This window comes from Pseudomonas sp. LBUM1652 (assembly GCF_059716105.1).
This window is the reverse complement of record NZ_CP166804.1, coordinates 3,050,225-3,065,932: the sequence shown is the minus strand read 5'-3', so window position 1 is coordinate 3,065,932 and position 15,708 is coordinate 3,050,225. Positions and strand designations below refer to the sequence as shown.

Genomic DNA, 15,708 nt, shown 5'->3' with positions numbered 1-15,708 from the left:
GCAGCCTGCGGCAGCTCCTACAGGGAAATGCATTCCAATGTAGGAGATGCCGCAGGCTGCGATCTTTTTCAAGTCACCCCCCAGGCCGCAGGATCAACACCGCCAACGGCGGCAGATTCAACTCCAGCGACAACGCCTGACCATGGCTCGGCACCTCTTCGGTAAACGCCCCGCCACCATTGCCATAGTTGGAGCCGGCGTAAGTGTCGGCATCGCTGTTGAGCAATTCAGTCCAGCGCCCGGCAAAGGGCACACCAACCCGATACGACTGGCGCGGCACCGGCGTGAAGTTGGCCACCACCAGCACCGGTTCGCCGTCCTTGCTCCAGCGCAGCCAGGCATAAACGCTATTGATCGCATCGTCACCGATCAACCACTGGAAACCCTGCGGTGCGTCGTCCTGATCGTGCAGCGCGGGCAATTCGCGGTACAGGCGATTGAGGTCGCCTACCAGTTTCTGCACACCTTTGTGCTCGGAATACTGCAGCAGATACCAATCGAGTTGCTGATCGTGATTCCACTCGCGCCACTGGCCGAACTCGCAACCCATGAACAGCAGCTTCTTGCCCGGATGGGTCCACATGAAACTCAGATAGGCCCTCAGGTTGGCGAACTTCTGCCAGCGATCGCCGGGCATCTTGTCGATCAGCGAATGTTTGCCATGCACCACTTCATCGTGGGAAATCGGCAGGATGAAACGCTCGGACCAAGCGTAGACCAGGCCAAAACTCAATTCGTTGTGGTGATGAGCGCGGTACACCGGATCCTGCTGAATGTAGTGCAGCGAATCGTGCATCCAGCCCATGTTCCATTTGTAGGCAAAGCCCAGTCCGCCCTGCTGTGTGCTCTGACTGACGCCCGGCCACGCCGTGGATTCCTCGGCGATCACCAGCGCGCCCGGCGCTTCCAGCTCGACCACGTCATTCAAATGACGCAAAAAGTCGATGGCCTCCAGATTCTCCCGCCCGCCGTGGCGGTTAGGTACCCATTCGCCAGCCTTGCGCGAATAGTCGCGATAGAGCATCGAGGCCACTGCATCGACCCGCAGGCCATCGATGTGGAAATGCTTCAACCAGTGCAACGCCGACGCGAGCATGTAGCCATGCACTTCGGTGCGGCCAAGGTTGTAGATCAGCGTGTCCCAATCCTGATGGAAACCTTCCAGCGGATTGCCGTACTCGTACAGCGCCGTGCCGTCGAATTGCGCCAGTCCATGGGTATCGGTCGGGAAATGCGCCGGCACCCAATCGAGAATCACGCCGATGTCGGCGCGGTGGCAGGCGTCGACGAATTCGCCGAATTGCTCCGGCGTGCCGTAACGTGCGCTCGGGGCGAATTGCGAGAGCAATTGATAGCCCCATGAGCCACCGAACGGGTGTTCCATGATCGGCATCAATTCGATGTGGGTGAAGCCCAGTTCTTTCACATATGGAATCAAGCGTTCGGCCAGTTCCGGCCAGGTGTACTGACGCGCGACTTCGCCGAGATCATCCAGCTCGCACTGCCACGAACCGGCATGCAGCTCGTAGATCGACAGCGGCGCGGAATGTTTCTGCCGTTCGCGGCGGCCGTTCATCCAGTCCTGATCCTGCCAGTCGACTTGCAGCGGCGCGGCGACTTTCGACGCCGTGTCCGGCGGCAGGCTGGTTGCCAGCGCCATCGGGTCAGCCTTGAGCGGCAGAATTCCTTGGGCACTCAGGATTTCGTATTTGTACAACTCCCCCGCTTGCAGGCGCGGGATGAACAGCTCCCAGACCCCGGATGGGTGGCGCAGACGCATCGGATGCCGGCGCCCGTCCCATACGTTGAAATCACCGACCACCGACACTCGCCGCGCATTCGGCGCCCACACGGCGAAGCGCACGCCATCAACGCCATCGACAGTTGTCAGTTGTGCGCCGAGGCATGCGCTGAGGTCGCGGTGATTGCCTTCGGCGAACAGATACAAATCCATTTCACCGAGCAACTGGCCAAAGCTGTAGGGATCTTCCGCCACCTGCTCGCCGCCGGCCCAACGGGTGCGCAGCAGATACGGCCGCGCCTGATCGAAGTGACCGACAAACAATCCCGGCGTTTCACTTTGCTCCAACGGGCCGCGCTCTTCGCCGGACGCCTTGTCCAGCACCACAACGCTTAGCGCACCCGGTAAATAGGCGCGGATAAACTGCCCGCCGGCGCCATCGCCGTGCGGGCCAAGAATGGAAAACGGGTCTGGATGTTCCGCACGTACCAGCGCGTCAATATCGCTGGCTGACGGCAGCAATGCTTCTTTGACCTGACCCTGTTCCTTGTTCGAGAAACTCATGACTACTCTCCACCAAGATCGGAAAAGGGTTTAAGCCCCGTCAATAACCCATACAAACCGTGCAACGGCACGGGCAGCCACGTCGGGCGATTTTCGGCTTCATAGGCCACTTCATAGGCCGCCTTCTCCAGACCGAACAACGCCAGCGCGGCGTCGGCACCGTCAGGATCTTGCCAGGCATGATCAAGACTAGCTGCCGCCCGGCGATATGCCTGAACAAATGCCTCTCGGGCCTCACGCAAATATCGCTCGGCCACACGGTGACGGGACGCTTCGGACTCAGCACTGTGATCAACGTTGTGCACGTTGATGGTCATCGCTGCCGCGTAATCGAAGGATCGCAGCACGCCGCTGACATCCTTGTACGGGCTGTGTTTGCCACGACGTTCGCTCAATGGTCGCGCCGGTTCGCCCTCGAAATCGATCAGATAGGCATCGCCCTTGATCACCAGCACCTGCCCCAGATGCAGGTCGCCATGCACACGAATGCGCAAACCGCCGACGGCTTTTTTAGCCAGTTCCTGCACATGGGCCAGGATGGTTTTTTTCTCGTCGACCAGTCGCTTGACCAGTTTCTGATCCGCCGCACTAAGCTCGCCCTGATGCTGCTTAAGCAGCTTCAACGCATGCTCGACCTGCCCGGCGACATCCTTGCCAGTGGCCTGCATATCTTTGGCCGTACTGGTTTGGGGGGCAAAGTCGGGGTCATCGGTCGGCGCCGCTAACACCTGGTGCATTTCTCCCAGACGCTGGCCGAGCATCCCGGCAAAGTCCTTCAATTCGCCCAGCGCGTTGTAGTGCTGGTCCTGCTCGGACATGGCATCGGCCAGTTCGTCGCGCAACGCCCGTTCGAGGTTGTTCTGCGTCCATTCCCACGCGTCGCCCTGATTGCTCAGATAGCCTTGGGCGATCATCAGCAGATTGTCCTCGCCCTTGCTGTCGCGGCGAATCACCGAACCGAGCAGCGGTGAGATATTGGCAAATCCGGCAGCGGTCAGGTAAGCGCTCATCTCCAGTTCCGGGTGTACGCCAGAAGCGACTTTGCGGATCAGCTTAAGTACCAGGCTGTTGCCGATCACCACCGAACTGTTCGATTGCTCGGCCGACAGATAACGCACTTCGGACTCGCCACCCAGGTTGAGTTTGTCCAGATGCGGCGTCGGTTCGAAACGGATTTCGCCTTCGGACGATTCCAGCACGGTGTTGTTTTGCATGCCCTGCAGGACAGCGCGGATAAACGCCTCAAGGCTGAATGCATCAGTGATCAACCCGACCTGACGCACGCGGCGAACGCGGGCCAGGGCCAATTGCTGCGGCAGCGCCGCACCGACCTGATCTTCGGCAATAAAGCCAAACGGCAGTTGATAACGGCTGGTCTGGCCACCGCTGGTGACTTCGATTTCGCTGAGCAGCACCGGATGCTCCGCATCGCCGAAACGCACGCCATAGGCCAGATTGACCTTGTCGATGGCCGCGTCCTTGCCGGCGAACCAGCGCCGGTTTTGCAGCCAGCTCGGCAGAATGCCCTGCTCCAGCGTCGCGCGGGACGGCGTTTCGAGCAGTTCTTCCATGCGTTTTTTCAGCACCAGCGTGGTGAAGTCCGGCAGGCTCTGCGCCGGTTCCACGTGCCAACTCGGCATCTGGTTTTCCGTCGCCAGTGCGAACCAATAGAAGCCGTATGGCGCCAGCGTCAAAAGGAAATTCAATTGGCCGATGGGCGGGAAGGCGTTACCGCCGAGCATTTCCACCGGCACCATGCCGACATACGCCGACAGGTCCAGCTCCGCTGCTTGCGCGCTGCGCGACACGTTGGCCACGCAGAGAATGATTTCGTGCTTGCCGTCGGCGTCGGTGAATTCACGGGTATAAGCCAAAATCCGCCGGTTGCTTGGTGAGAGCATTTTCAGCGTGCCACGGCCGAACGCCTTGGATTGCTTGCGCACGGCGAGCATGCGCCGCGTCCAGTTAAGCAACGAATGCGGGTCGCCGGCCTGGGTTTCGACATTGACCGACAGATAACCGTATTGCGGGTCCATGATCGGCGGCAGCACCAGACTCGCCGGATCGGCGCGGGAGAAACCACCGTTGCGGTCGATCGACCATTGCATCGGTGTACGCACGCCATCGCGGTCGCCGAGGTAGATGTTGTCGCCCATGCCGATTTCATCGCCGTAATACAGGGTCGGCGTACCCGGCATCGACAGCAGCAGGCTGTTGAGCAGCTCGACGCGACGGCGATCGCGCTCCATCAACGGCGCCAGACGCCGACGAATGCCGAGGTTGATGCGCGCGCGGCGGTCAGCGGCGTAGTAATTCCACAGATAGTCGCGCTCCTTGTCGGTCACCATCTCCAGCGTCAGCTCGTCGTGGTTACGCAGGAAAATCGCCCATTGGCAGTTGGCGGGGATTTCCGGGGTCTGCCGCAGAATATCGGTAATCGGGAAGCGATCTTCCTGGGCCAGCGCCATGTACATGCGCGGCATCAGCGGGAAGTGAAACGCCATGTGGCATTCGTCGCCATTCAGGCCTGCGGCATCGGTGTCGCCGAAGTACAACTGGGTGTCTTCCGGCCATTGGTTGGCCTCGGCCAGCAGCATGCGATCGGGGTAATTGGCGTCGATTTCGGCGCGGATCTGCTTGAGGACGTCGTGGGTTTCCGGGAGGTTTTCGTTGTTGGTGCCGTCGCGTTCGATCAGGTACGGAATCGCGTCAAGACGCAGGCCGTCGATGCCCATGTCCAGCCAGTAACGCATCACCGACAGCACGGCTTTCATCACTTGCGGGTTATCGAAGTTCAGGTCTGGCTGGTGCGAATAGAAACGGTGCCAGAAGTACTGGCCGGCGACCGGGTCCCAGGTCCAGTTGGACTTTTCGGTGTCGAGGAAAATGATCCGCGTGCCATCGTATTTCTGATCGTCATCCGACCACACATAAAAGTCCCGCGCCGCTGAGCCGGGCTTGGCTTTGCGCGCACGCTGGAACCACGGGTGCTGATCGGAGGTGTGATTGATGACCAGCTCGGTGATGACCCTCAACCCACGTTTATGCGCCTCGGCGATAAAGCGCTTGGCGTCGGCCATGGTCCCGTAATCGCTGTGGACGCCACGGTATTCGGCGATGTCGTAGCCGTCATCGCGACGTGGCGACGGGTAGAACGGCAGAAGCCAGATGGTGTTGACGCCGAGTTCGGCGATGTAGTCGAGCTTGGCGATCAGGCCGGGAAAGTCGCCGATCCCGTCGTTGTTTGAATCGAAAAACGATTTGACGTGAACCTGATAGATCACCGCGTCCTTGTACCAGAGCGGGTCTTTGATAAAGGTGGCTGCCTTGGGTTTCTTCGCCATGTGAAACTCCTGTTCAATTCGCTGAGACCACACGAATACCCTGTGATGAGAGGGCTCTTGTGGTGAGGGGATTTATCCCCGATCGGCTGCGCAGCAGTCGTAAAATCGCGCAACTCGGTTTAAATGGTAAACAGCGGGGCCGCTTCGCAGCCCAGCGGGGCGGTGCGACGTTTCGATAAATCCCCTCGCCACAGTGAATTCATTTCTAACCACAGATTTGATTGTCAGCTTCAGGCGGCGGTGATCCGCCAGATCCCGAACGGTTGATGACCCGGATCAATACGCATGAACTGATACTTGCCGTGCCAGTCCCAGCGATGCCCGCTCATCAAATCCTCACCGTGGGTAGTCGCGTCATCGGGCAGGCCCATTTCCCACAACGGCAGTTCGAAATTCGCTTCCTGCACGTTATGCGGATCAAGGTTCACCGCCACCAGAATGAAGTTGCTGCCATCCGCGCTGCGCTTGCCGAAATACAGAATGTTGTCGTTCCAGGCGCTGTAGATCGTCAGGCCCAGATGCGTGTGCAACGCAGGGTTCTGTCGACGGATGCGGTTGAGTTGGGCGATCTCGGCAATGATGTTGCCGGGCGCGGTGAAATCGCGGACGCGGATCTCGTATTTCTCCGAATCGAGGTATTCCTCCTTGCCCGGCACCGGCGCCGCTTCGCACAGTTCATAACCGGAATACATGCCCCACAGGCCCGAGCCCATGGTCGCCAGCGCCGCGCGAATGAGAAAACCCGCGCGCCCGGACTCATGCAGGAACGCCGGGTTGATGTCCGGCGTATTGACAAAGAAATTCGGCCGATAGCATTCACGCCATGGCGATTCGTTGAGTTCGGTGAAATACGCGGCCAGCTCGGATTTGGTATTGCGCCAGGTGAAATAGGTGTAGCTCTGCGTGTAACCGACCTTGCCGAGACGCGCCATCATCGCCGGCGTGGTGAACGCTTCGGCGAGGAAGATCACTTCCGGATGCAGCGCCCGCACATCGGCGATGAGCCATTGCCAGAACGGCAGCGGCTTGGTGTGCGGATTATCGACGCGAAAGATCTTCACGCCCTCTTCGACCCAGCCGACAACAATGTCACGCAGCTCGACCCACAGGCTCGGGATCGCGTCCGGCGCATAGAAATCGACATTGACGATGTCCTGATATTTCTTCGGCGGGTTCTCGGCGTATTTGATCGTGCCGTCGGGGCGCCAGTTGAACCAGCCGGGATGCTGCTTGAGCCACGGGTGATCCTGAGAACACTGGATGGCGAAATCGAGGGCGATTTCCAAACCATGGTCGGCGGCGGCAGCCACCAAACGGCGGAAGTCTTCGCGGGTGCCGAGTTGCGAGTGAATCGCCTCGTGGCCGCCCTCCTCGCTACCGATGGCATAAGGACTGCCCGGATCATCGGGACCTGCGGTGAGGGAATTATTGCGACCCTTGCGGTGGGCGCGGCCGATCGGGTGGATCGGCGTGAAGTACAACACGTCGAAACCCATGTCCTGAATCATTGGCAACCGCGAATGCACGTCGTTAAAGGTGCCGTGACGGTTGGGATCGTCGGTGATCGAGCGCGGAAACAGTTCGTACCAGCTGGCGAATTCAGCCAGCTCACGTTCGACGTCCATGGGGAACTCGGGGCTCACGCTCAGATAAGCGCGGTGATCGGCCTGGGACATCAATTGCGCACTGCGCGAGTGCAGAAACAGCGCCACCTGCTCGGTTTCGAGCAGGCCGGACAGTTCGTGATGCAGGGCGGCGAGTTGTTCGCTGAGCTGACCTTCGCTGCGCTCGGCGGCCTGTTGCACCATGGTTCGGCCTTCTTGCAGTTCCAGCGAGACGGGCACGGCGGCGGTGTGTTTCTTTTCCAGTTCGTACTGGAAACTGGCGAAATGATCGATCCACGCTTCGATGCAGTACAGAAAACGACCCTGATGCTCAGGGCGGAACTGACCTTTCCAGCCGTTATTGCCCTGATCGGCCATGACCTCGCTTTGCCAGGTGTCTTCACCCTCCTCACGCCAGCGAATGCGCACCGCCAGTTTGTCGTGGCCGTCGGCAAATACCTTGCTGGTGACGACCACGTCGCGTCCGGCAATCGACTTCACGGCGAACTGGCCGCCATCGAGGGTCGGCATGGTGTTTTCGATGACAATGCGTGGTAACAGCAATGCCTGCGACAGCGGCATGTGGGGGTTGTAGCTCAGCTCTGAGGGTTTTTCAGCAGTCATTGAGCATCTCTCCTTAACGCCCAAAGGACGCTCTTGTAGCGGATCAGTTTTCGCAACGAAGCGCCTGCCCCGCAATGAACTCACTTAGGTTCCGAGCAGCCGGCGCCGGGAAAAGTTCAGCGAAATTTGCCTAGGTGAAAAAGCGGATCGAATTCGCCGAGAGGTGGTCAACTCACTTAAGCACTTCTCACGCCATGTGCCACACGGAGGTCTATCTGATGAACATCCCGATCCCGGCTGAAACCCCTGATCCGAACATCGACAACCCGACGATTCCCGAGACCGAACCTCAACCGATTCCCGAGCAGGAACCGCCCGGCACCACGCCGCCACCGAAGGAAGAGCCACCGACGACCATGCCACCGGTCATCCTTTAAGCTCGCGTTACTCTTGCTGATCATTCCCACGCTCTGCGTGGGAACGATCATTCGGCGCAGGAATGATCAGTGGTCATCAGTCTTCTCTTCTTCTTTTTCGAAAAGCTTCACGATCCGTGGCATCACGCTGAAAATGCCAAGCGCGAGAAAAGTGCTGAGCAACGCCGTCGCCTCCCTGCCCAACCCCGCCGCCACACCAATCGCCGCCGTCATCCACAGCCCGGCAGCAGTGGTCAGGCCTTTGACGTGGCCTTCATCGCCTTCCTTATTCTTCAGGATCGTACCGGCGCCGAGAAAACCGATCCCGGCAATCACCCCCTGCAACACCCGACTCATCGCGTCCGACTCGGCTCCTGAAGTCTGCGGCACCAGCACAAACAGTGCCGCCCCCAGTGCCACCAGCATATGGGTGCGCACCCCGGCAGCCTTGCCCTTGTGTTCTCGTTCAAACCCGAGAATCCCGCCCAGCACCGCCGCCATCAACAGGCGCACGGTAATCCGCGTCAGTTGCGAGGCATCGCCGATGTCGGCAAATTCCGCTTGCAGGGTTACCCACACTTCATGCCACCACGCGTTCATCCTGCAGTCCTTCCAAGAGGCTTATAGAAGATGGACAGCGGCGACCATTAATCAGTTGCGCAGAACGATCGGCGAAGCGTGCGCCCTAACGTTTCAGACACCCCAGGAAAAAGGACAGCCACCATGACCGTTCGAATTGAAAACCAGACCTGCTTTTTCACCGTTGAAAACGGCGAGCAGATCCGCTTGTGTGAGGACGTGACAGTGATCACCGACAGTAAACAATCAATGTCGGCCGTGGAAATCGAAGGCAAGCGCATTTACATCACCGAAAAAGAAGCCGACGCCTTGACCCTCGCAGGCGCCAAGGATGGACGTAAACACTTGAAGGCCGACGAGAGTGGTTCGATGATTTGATTGACCCTGATCAGCACCCCACGCAAACGTCTGGGATAGGCGTTTGCGCCCGTGTCTGCGGGCTGCTTCAAGTTGTCGCAGGGTCTGAGCCCGATACTATCTGATCCGCTTTTTATTCAAATAGCTGAGCCTGTTATGCAAACAGATCGGCGCTCATAGTGCATCGGCCTGATGGAGGCTGATGAGCGAACGACCATGAGCGAACAAATCCCCGTCCGAACCGTAGAAGCAACGCCCACAATAGCTCCTCATATAAAGAAGGTGCCCGCACGCCCAATGAAGGCGACGGCCAAATCCAGCGACAACCAGATCCACACCCGCAGCTTCACCGGCCTGTTTCGTAGCCTGCGCATCAGCGGCGCGGGGTTTCTGTTTTTGCTGTTCTTCGGCACGGTGTGGTTGAACTGGGGCGGTCGTCAGGCCGTGTTGTGGGATCTGTCGGAAAGCAAATTCCACATCTTCGGTGCGACCTTTTGGCCACAGGATTTCATCCTGCTCTCGGCCTTGTTGATCATTGCCGCGTTCGGCCTGTTCGCCATCACCGTGTTCGCCGGGCGCGTCTGGTGCGGGTACACCTGCCCGCAGAGTTCGTGGACGTGGATTTTCATGTGGTGCGAGAAGATCACCGAAGGCGAACGCAACCAGCGAATCAAACTGCAAGCGGCGCCCTGGAGCCTGAACAAACTCGCGCGCCGCGCCGCCAAACACACGCTATGGCTGGCGATCAGCGTGCTCACCGGTTTGACCTTCGTCGGCTACTTCACCCCGATCCGGCCACTGGCAGAAGAACTGCTGACTCTGCAAATCGGCGGAGTCAGCCTGTTCTGGGTGCTTTTCTTCACCGCCGCCACCTACATCAATGCCGGTTGGCTGCGTGAAGCGGTGTGCATGCACATGTGTCCATATGCGCGGTTCCAGAGCGTAATGTTCGACAAGGACACCCTGACGATTGCCTACGACGTGGCCCGCGGCGAAAACCGTGGCCCGCGCAAGCGTGATGTGAAACCGGTTGAGGCCGGGCTGGGCGATTGCATCGACTGCCAGTTGTGCGTGCAGGTGTGCCCGACCGGCATCGACATCCGCGACGGTTTGCAGATGGAGTGCATTGGTTGCGCGGCGTGCATCGACGCCTGTGATTCGATCATGGACAAGATGAACTACCCACGCGGTTTGATCCGCTACAGTTCCGAGCGCGAATTGCAGGGTGGCAAGACTCATCTGCTGCGGCCACGGCTGATCGGTTACGTTGCGGTGTTGCTGGTAATGATCGGCGCGCTGGCCCTGGCTCTGATCGAACGTCCCATGGTGTCGCTGGACGTGACCAAGGATCGCGGGCTGTTCCGTGAAAACGGTCAGGGCCAGATCGAAAACATCTATTCGCTGAAAGTCATCAACAAGACCCAGCAGCGCCAGAACTACAACCTGACCCTGGTGGACGGCGACGGCTTCCAGTTGCAAGGCAAGACCGAACTGAGCCTGGCACCGGGTGAGATTGTCGATGTGCCAGTGTCGGTGGCGATGACCACAGATCGGCCGAGCAGCAGCTCGCAGACCTTGAGCTTCAAGATTGCCGACAGCGATGAGCCTGAGGTTTACAGCGTGGCGAAGAGCAGGTTTGTGGCGCCGATGAATCGCTGAGCCGTTAGAATCGTTTCCCCTCACCCCAGCCCTCTCCCGAGGGAGAGGGGGAAAGGGAGCAGATCTCGGTTGCTTTCAAAACCGAGTTCGACTCGATATCTCAGGTCGATGTATAGCGAAAGAACACCACGGTCAGTCCCCTCTCCCTCCGGGAGAGGGCTAGGGTGAGGGGCAGGTCCCTGACACCCCACACAATCAACCAGCACCAAGGCTCCTCGATGAAACGCTACGAAAAATTCGCCGACGACATCGCTGAACTGATCCGCTCCGGCGTCCTTGGCCCCGGCCAGCGCGTGCCCTCGGTGCGCTACGCCAGCCAGACTTACGGCGTCAGCCCGTCCACGGTGTTCCAGGCTTATTATTTGCTGGAACGCCGTGGCCTGATCCGAGCGCGCCCGCGCTCGGGTTACTTCGTCAACACCCACGCGCCGAGCCCGTTCTCGGAGCCGGTGATCAGTAGCCACGTAAACGATTCGACTGAGGTTGACGTCAGCGAACTGGTGTTCTCGGTTCTGGAATCGATCAAGGACCCCAGCACCGTACCGTTCGGTTCGGCGTTCCCCAGCCCGACCCTGTTCCCGCTGCAACGCCTGTCTCGCTCGCTGGCCAGCGCCGCTCGGGAGATGGACCCGCGCATGGTGGTCACCGACATGTCGCCGGGCAACCCGCAACTGCGCCGGCAGATCGCCCTGCGCTATATGGTCGGCGGGCTGATGCTGCCGATGGAAGAACTGCTGATCACCAATGGCGCCCTCGAAGCGCTGAACCTGTGCCTGCAAGCCGTAACGGAACCGGGCGATCTGGTCGCCATCGAAGCACCGGCGTTCTACGCCAGCCTGCAAGTGCTGGAACGGCTGAAACTCAAAGCGGTGGAAATCCCCGTACATCCGCGCGATGGCATCGACCTCGGCGTACTCGCCCAGACACTCGAGCGCCACCCGATCAAGGCCTGCTGGTGCATGACCAGTTTTCAGAACCCGATGGGCGCGACCATGCCCGAGGCCAAGAAGCAGGAACTGGTCGAACTGCTGCGCCGCCATCAGGTGCCGCTGATTGAAGACGATGTCTACGCCGAACTCTATTACGGCCAGCAAGCGCCGAAACCGGCCAAGGCCTTCGACACCGAAGGGTTGGTGATGCATTGCGGCTCATTCGCCAAAAGCCTGGCCCCCGGCTATCGCATCGGCTGGGTCGCCGCCGGGCGTTACGCGCAGAAAATCGAACGGCTGAAACTGATGACCTCGCTGTGCGCCTCGATGCCGGCGCAAGCGGCGATTGCCGACTACCTGCAACACGGCGGCTACGATCGGCATCTGCGCAAATTGCGTTATGCGCTGGAAGAACAGCAAAGTGCGATGCTCGCGGCGATTGCCCGTTATTTCCCGGCGCAGACGCGGGTCAGCCAACCGGCGGGCGGCTACTTCTTGTGGCTGGAACTGCCACCGCAGATGGATTCGTTGAAGCTGTTTCAGATGGCGCTGGCGCAGGGCATCAGCATTGCGCCAGGGCCGATCTTTTCGCCGACTCAGCGGTTCCGCAACTGTATTCGCTTGAACTACGGCAGCCCGTGGACCGAGGATTCGGAAAAGGCGATGGAGACGTTGGGGCGGATTGTGCGGTCGTTCTGACAGCAAAAAGATCGCAGCCTTCGGCAGCTCCTACAGGGAAACGCCTAATCCTGTGTAGGAGCTGCCGCAGGCTGCGATCTTTTGATCTTGCTTCTTTTACCGCCCACCACCCAGATCAACAAACGTCCCGGTGGCATAGGAAGCCTTGTCCGATAGCAGCCATATAATCGCCTCCGCCACTTCATCCGGCCGGCCGCCACGGGCCATCGGAATCGCCGACTCAAGCTTGCTGACCCGATCAGGATCGCCACTCAGGGCGTGGAAATCGGTGTAGATGTAACCCGGACGCACCGCGTTGACGCGAATCCCCTCGCCCGCCACTTCCTTGGACAAACCGATGGTGAACGTGTCGAGCGCGCCTTTGGAGGCGGCGTAATCGACATACTCGTTCGGCGAACCCAAGCGCGATGCCACCGACGACACGTTGACGATACTGCCGCCCTGCCCGCCATGCTTGGGCGACATGCGCAGGATCGCGTGCTTGGCGCACAGGATCGGCGCCAGGACATTGGTTTTCATGATTTTCAAGATGCGGAATTCGGACATCTCATCGACTCGCGACTTTTGCCCGACAGTGCCGGCGTTGTTCACCAATGCGGTGACTCGCCCTAACTCGGTGTCGACCCGCTGAAACAGTGCGATCACTTCGTCTTCGATGCTGACGTCGGCGCGTACTGCGATGGCCTGTGCGCCCAACGCGCGGACTTGCTCCAGCACGCTTTGCGCGGCCTGTTCGTCTGACTGGTAGTTGATGCAGATGCGATAGCCCTGCTCGGCGGCCAACAGCGCCGTAGCGGCGCCAATCCCGCGCCCGCCACCGGTGATCACAATGACTTTATCCATGCTGGCCTTTCCCCTGAATGCACACGTAACAGTCGGGGGGAAGAATAACCGCCATTGGCGGGTTTTGCATGAGGTCTGTTTTTGACTGGACCGACGCTTTCGCGAGCAAGCGCGCTCCCACAGGGGCTTGCATTTCAAATGTGGGAGCGAGCTTGATGGCGCGGTTTATCAGACTGTCGGCAGGCGCTGTGCACTGACAATGTCATGCATGAACTTGTCTGCCGGCTTCGGATACCCCAGCAGATACCCTTGCAGCGAATCACAGCCCAATTGCGTCAGGAAATCCTGCTGCGAACCCGTTTCCACGCCTTCAGCCACAATCCGCAGCCCCAGCGCCTGCCCCAACGCAACAATCGCCGACACGATGGCCGCATCGTCACTGTCATGCTCCAGATCCCGCACAAACCCACGGTCGATCTTCAGCTCATTGGCCGGCAAACGCTTGAGGTACATGAGGCTCGAGTAACCGGTACCGAAGTCATCAATGGACAGGTCGACACCCATGTCCGACAACTCCTGCAACACCGTCATGCTTGCATCGGCATCGCTCATTGCCGTGGTTTCGGTGATTTCCAGGGTCAGGCTATTCGCAGGTAAATGGTGCGTAGCCAAGGCTTTGGCAACACTTCGGACCAATCCGGCATGGCAGAACTGCAACGCCGAGAGGTTCACCGCGATACGCCAGTCGGTGTAGCCGAGCACGTACCACTCGCGCATCTGCCGGCAGGCTTCGTTGAGCACCCACTCGCCGATTGGAATGATCAGGCCGGTTTTCTCCGCCATATCGATAAACTTGTCCGGCATCAGCATGCCGTGGACCGGATGTTGCCAGCGCAACAACGCTTCGGCGCCCACCGGATGACCGCTGGCGGCGTCGAATTTGGGTTGGTAATGCAGGCTGAACTGGCTGTGCTCCAGTGCCGCGCGCAAGTCCTGCAACAGTTGCAGCTGTTTGCGTGCGTTGGTGTTCATCGACGCATCGAAGAAGCTGTAACCGTTCTTGCCGCCACCCTTGGCGTGATACATCGCCGCGTCGGCGTTCATCAGTAGTTCCGGGGCGTTCTGGCCATTGCCCGGATACAGGGCAATGCCGACGCTGGCGGATATCTGCAAGTCATGCTCGGCCACGCGGAACGGCTGCGCGATCAGGCTGACCTGGCGTGCAGCCAATCCCAATGCATCATCGGGCTCGGCCAGGCGCACCAGCAACACAAACTCATCGCCGCCGATGCGTGCCAGCGTGTCGAGGCTGCGCAAATCTTCGCGCAAGCGCACACCGACTTCGCGCAGCAGTTGATCGCCCATGTGATGGCCAAAAGCATCATTGACCGGTTTGAAGCCATCCAGATCAATGAACATCAAAGCAAAACAGCCGCCCTGCTCTTGGACTTTCTTGATCGCCTGATTGATCCGGTCGTCGAGCAGCATGCGGTTCGGCAAACCGGTCAGGGTGTCGTGCAGCGCCAGTTGCGTGAGTTCGCGGTTGGCCACCGTCAACGAGTGCGCCAGATCGGCGGTGCGCGCTTCAAGCCGTGCATCGAGGATTGAGGTCAACAAGGCAATCGTCAGCACCGCTAGCGTGGTGATCAGCACCAGGCTGTCCAGACCATTGCCCTTCAGACCATTGAGCGCAGCACCGCAGAAACTGCCGTCAGGAAATTGCGCAGCGGCCATGCCGGTGTAATGCATGCCGACAATAGCGATGCCCATGATCACCGCAGCACCGGCGCGAATCAGGCGTACATAGGGCGAATGCTGGCGCAGGCGAAAAGCAATCCACAACGCCGCAGCCGAGGCACCGATGGCAATCAGTAACGAGGCGCCAAACAGCGTCGGGTCGTAATCGATCCCGGGCGTCATGCGCATCGCCGCCATGCCGGTGTAATGCATGGCGCTGATACCGGCGCCCATGATCAGCGAGCCAAAAGCCAACTGCAAAATCGGCAATTTCGGCTGACTGACCAGCCACAAGGCAAAACCGCAGGACAGTACCGCGATCAACAGCGACAGAGCGGTGAGCGTGATGTCGTAGCCCAGAGAGATCGGCAACTTGAAGGCGAGCATGCCGATGAAGTGCATTGACCAGACACCCACACCCATGGCGAACGCGCCCCCGGCTGTCCAGAAATGCACGGCACGGCCCTTGGCTGTTGCAATGCGTCCGGTAAGGTCGAGGGCGGTGTAGGACGCGAGGATCGCTACACACAACGAAATGAAAACCAGGGTGGAGGAATAACTACCGATGAGCATGCGGATTCTCACGACTACCCAAACCGGATCGCGTCCATTCTCGGTCGGGCAAATGCGGCGATTGTACTGATTGCACAGAAGAACGCACTGACTAAGTAATCAAATTGCCATCAGTCCGATGAAACGCTTGTTTGATGGCCCGATAATGCTCTGAACCGG

Annotated in this window: 10 protein-coding genes; 4 read left to right on the top strand and 6 right to left on the bottom strand. The window is 59.5% G+C overall.

Annotated elements, in window-relative coordinates; translation table 11 throughout:
* Window positions 1-73 precede the first annotated feature (73 nt).
* The 3 genes from glgB to ACA069_RS13905 all read right to left on the bottom strand — a co-directional run bounded on the left by glgB (window position 74) and on the right by ACA069_RS13905 (window position 7,877).
* Window positions 74-2,305, bottom strand: coding sequence for a 1,4-alpha-glucan branching protein GlgB (glgB, locus tag ACA069_RS13915; RefSeq protein ID WP_497618071.1), 2,232 nt, complete (start codon window positions 2,303-2,305; stop codon window positions 74-76).
* Window positions 2,306-2,307: 2 nt separating this feature from the next.
* Window positions 2,308-5,649 carry a maltose alpha-D-glucosyltransferase gene (gene treS / locus ACA069_RS13910; RefSeq protein ID WP_497618069.1) on the bottom strand — a complete coding sequence of 1,114 codons (3,342 nt, stop codon included), beginning with the start codon at window positions 5,647-5,649 and terminating at the stop codon, window positions 2,308-2,310.
* 230 nt (window positions 5,650-5,879) lie between these two features.
* Window positions 5,880-7,877 (bottom strand): alpha-1,4-glucan--maltose-1-phosphate maltosyltransferase, encoded by a 1,998-nt coding sequence (locus tag ACA069_RS13905; RefSeq protein ID WP_497618067.1) that lies wholly within the window; start codon window positions 7,875-7,877, stop codon window positions 5,880-5,882.
* A gap of 218 nt (window positions 7,878-8,095) precedes the next feature.
* Here ACA069_RS13905 and ACA069_RS13900 point away from each other — a divergent pair, with 218 nt between their 5' ends.
* A complete protein-coding gene (locus ACA069_RS13900) occupies window positions 8,096-8,254 on the top strand; it encodes a hypothetical protein (RefSeq protein ID WP_401265054.1) in 159 nt (52 codons plus the stop codon).
* A gap of 66 nt (window positions 8,255-8,320) precedes the next feature.
* Here the strand turns inward: ACA069_RS13900 and ACA069_RS13895 are convergent, their stop codons facing one another.
* Complete coding sequence (locus ACA069_RS13895; RefSeq protein ID WP_497249048.1) at window positions 8,321-8,833, bottom strand: MgtC/SapB family protein; 513 nt, start codon at window positions 8,831-8,833, stop codon at window positions 8,321-8,323.
* A gap of 123 nt (window positions 8,834-8,956) precedes the next feature.
* On the opposite strand from ACA069_RS13895, the gene ACA069_RS13890 reads away from it, so the two are divergent.
* The 3 genes from ACA069_RS13890 (at window position 8,957) to mapR (ending at window position 12,456) form a co-directional block, all read left to right on the top strand.
* Complete coding sequence (locus ACA069_RS13890; protein WP_497618064.1) at window positions 8,957-9,190, top strand: DUF3203 family protein; 234 nt, start codon at window positions 8,957-8,959, stop codon at window positions 9,188-9,190.
* 195 nt (window positions 9,191-9,385) lie between these two features.
* Window positions 9,386-10,828, top strand: coding sequence for a cytochrome c oxidase accessory protein CcoG (ccoG, locus tag ACA069_RS13885; RefSeq protein ID WP_497618062.1), 1,443 nt, complete (start codon window positions 9,386-9,388; stop codon window positions 10,826-10,828).
* Between the two features lie 218 nt (window positions 10,829-11,046).
* Window positions 11,047-12,456 (top strand): GntR family transcriptional regulator MpaR, encoded by a 1,410-nt coding sequence (gene mapR / locus ACA069_RS13880; protein WP_008087199.1) that lies wholly within the window; start codon window positions 11,047-11,049, stop codon window positions 12,454-12,456.
* Window positions 12,457-12,552: 96 nt separating this feature from the next.
* Here mapR and ACA069_RS13875 read toward each other — a convergent pair whose 3' ends face one another.
* Both ACA069_RS13875 and ACA069_RS13870 read right to left on the bottom strand, forming a co-directional pair.
* A complete protein-coding gene (locus tag ACA069_RS13875; protein ID WP_401265044.1) occupies window positions 12,553-13,299 on the bottom strand; it encodes an SDR family oxidoreductase in 747 nt (248 codons plus the stop codon).
* Window positions 13,300-13,467: 168 nt separating this feature from the next.
* Window positions 13,468-15,549, bottom strand: coding sequence for a putative bifunctional diguanylate cyclase/phosphodiesterase (locus ACA069_RS13870; RefSeq protein ID WP_497618059.1), 2,082 nt, complete (start codon window positions 15,547-15,549; stop codon window positions 13,468-13,470).
* Window positions 15,550-15,708 lie beyond the last annotated feature (159 nt).

Excerpts from the sequence above, each read along its gene's own strand:
- glgB (WP_497618071.1), bottom strand. The coding sequence starts at position 2,305 with ATGAGTTTCTCGAACAAGGAACAGGGTCAGGTCAAAGAAGCATTGCTG.
- ACA069_RS13900 (WP_401265054.1), top strand. The coding sequence starts at position 8,096 with ATGAACATCCCGATCCCGGCTGAAACCCCTGATCCGAACATCGACAAC.
- treS (WP_497618069.1), bottom strand. The coding sequence starts at position 5,649 with ATGGCGAAGAAACCCAAGGCAGCCACCTTTATCAAAGACCCGCTCTGG.
- ACA069_RS13905 (WP_497618067.1), bottom strand. The coding sequence starts at position 7,877 with ATGACTGCTGAAAAACCCTCAGAGCTGAGCTACAACCCCCACATGCCG.
- ACA069_RS13870 (WP_497618059.1), bottom strand. The coding sequence starts at position 15,549 with ATGCTCATCGGTAGTTATTCCTCCACCCTGGTTTTCATTTCGTTGTGT.
- ACA069_RS13875 (WP_401265044.1), bottom strand. The coding sequence starts at position 13,299 with ATGGATAAAGTCATTGTGATCACCGGTGGCGGGCGCGGGATTGGCGCC.
- ccoG (WP_497618062.1), top strand. The coding sequence starts at position 9,386 with ATGAGCGAACAAATCCCCGTCCGAACCGTAGAAGCAACGCCCACAATA.
- mapR (WP_008087199.1), top strand. The coding sequence starts at position 11,047 with ATGAAACGCTACGAAAAATTCGCCGACGACATCGCTGAACTGATCCGC.
- ACA069_RS13890 (WP_497618064.1), top strand. The coding sequence starts at position 8,957 with ATGACCGTTCGAATTGAAAACCAGACCTGCTTTTTCACCGTTGAAAAC.
- ACA069_RS13895 (WP_497249048.1), bottom strand. The coding sequence starts at position 8,833 with ATGAACGCGTGGTGGCATGAAGTGTGGGTAACCCTGCAAGCGGAATTT.